This is a genomic window from Streptomyces sp. KLMMK (assembly GCF_036961605.1).
Taxonomy (GTDB): Bacteria; Actinomycetota; Actinomycetes; order Streptomycetales; family Streptomycetaceae; genus Streptomyces; species Streptomyces telluris.
In genome coordinates, this window is the sequence record NZ_JBAMDC010000709.1 from 1 (window position 1) to 1,589 (window position 1,589).

Genomic DNA, 1,589 nt, shown 5'->3' on the forward strand with positions numbered 1-1,589 from the left:
CGGGGGATCAGAAGCACGCCTTTCCGTCCAGGCTCACGTTCAGCGCGAGCCCCTTGAGCTTGAAGTCGCCCCCGGTGGCGGAGCGGGCGTGGGAGCGCACCCCGGTCACCGAGACCTCCGCGGCCTGCAGCCCGAACTGGCCGGGATTGCCCCGCACTCCGGGCACGGTGTCCAGCGTGGAGGCGTCCCGGCCGATCTCCACCCGGCCGAAGGAGGCGTCGCCGGTCAGGTCCTCGCTGTCGAGGACCAGGTTGCTCGCATGGACGGTGCCGGCCTTCCCGCCGGCCGTCAGCTTGAACACCACCGGCCCCAGCGGCGTCGGGACCTGCGCGGACTGGCAGATGTCGGAGAGCGTGGCGTCCCCGATGCCCAGCAGCGCCACCGGCCGGCCCTCGCCGTCCGCGGAGCGGTCGACCTCGACGAAGGACGCGAGGCCGTTGCTCGACAGCTTGCCCGACGACACCTGGAAGGCCGAGCCGGACACGGCGAACGACGACGCCAGGACGCCCTCCGCCATCCCGACCGCCATCACCGCGACGGCCGCCAGCGCCGGAACGGCGAGGACCGCCGCCTTCCTCCACGCCGTCCTGCCTTCAAAGGGCCTGCGGTTGTCCTCGCTCACGGTGGGCCTTCCTGTCGGCTGTGCAGGGGGATGCGGACGTCCAGGGCGGCGCGGAGGTAGGCGCCGTCGACGGGGGCGGGCGGTGGCAGGCCGGGCAGCGCGTCGTGCAGCGGGGTCCCGTCGCCGGCCCGGCTGCGCCAGCCGCGCCCGAAGAAGTTCTCCAGTACCGGGTTGACCTGCTGTTCCACGAGGTTGGGGCGGTCGACCGAGGGCCGGAGCACCAGCTCGACGCCGGGCAGCAGCTCGCCGACGGCCGCGACCAGCACCGGTGCGGGCGTGTCCACGGGGTGGACCACCGGATAGGCCGTGACGCCGGGCGGGTGCGGCAGGCGCGCGAGACGGAGCATGGCGTCGACGGCGTACTCGACCGGGACGATGTTCAGGCGGGAGGCGGAGTCGGCCACCAGCCTCAGGCGCATGCGCGGCACGCCGGTGCGTCTGCGCAGCAGGACGCCCCGCAGCAGCGGCGGGGCCTGCCCGACGAGGTCGCGCAGGCCCGCGCCGAGGACGGACAGGGGCTGCCGGGCGGCGCCTTCGGGCACGGGCCGGTCGGTGGCCAGCAGGCTCGGGCGCAGGACGAGGGCCGTGCGCCGCCGCCGGCCGGCCCACTCCTGGACGACGGCCTCGGCCTGCTGCTTGGTCCGTTCGTAGCCCGTGACGGCCTCGCCCAGCGGCGAGTCCGTGCCGGCCGGGGCGTCGTCGCCGGCGACGTAGGCGGTGCTGACGTACAGGAACGGGGTGCCCGCCGGGGCGCGGTCGGCGAGCTCGGTGAGGTGGCGGGTGCCGGTGACGTTGACGGGCGTGAGCGTGTCCACGGTGCTCATCAGGGACAGGGCCGCGGCGCAGTGCCAGACGGCCTCGGCCTCCCCGGCGAGCCGGTCGTGGGCCGCGGGCTCCAGCCCCAGGCCGGGCCGGGTCAGGTCCACCGGCACGGCGGTCAGCAGCTCGCGTGCCCGGGCCAGTTCGG

The 1,589-nt window shown here is 75.5% G+C and carries 2 protein-coding genes; both read right to left on the reverse strand.

The window, feature by feature from the left end:
• Nucleotides 1–7: 7 nt before the first annotated feature.
• Nucleotides 8–622, reverse strand: coding sequence for a DUF6230 family protein (locus V7793_RS37340; protein WP_336014152.1), 615 nt, complete (start codon nt 620–622; stop codon nt 8–10).
• The coding region (locus V7793_RS37345; protein WP_336014154.1) for an SDR family oxidoreductase at nt 619–1,589 on the reverse strand (971 nt) is incomplete at its 5' end. The genes V7793_RS37340 and V7793_RS37345, both read right to left, overlap by 4 nt.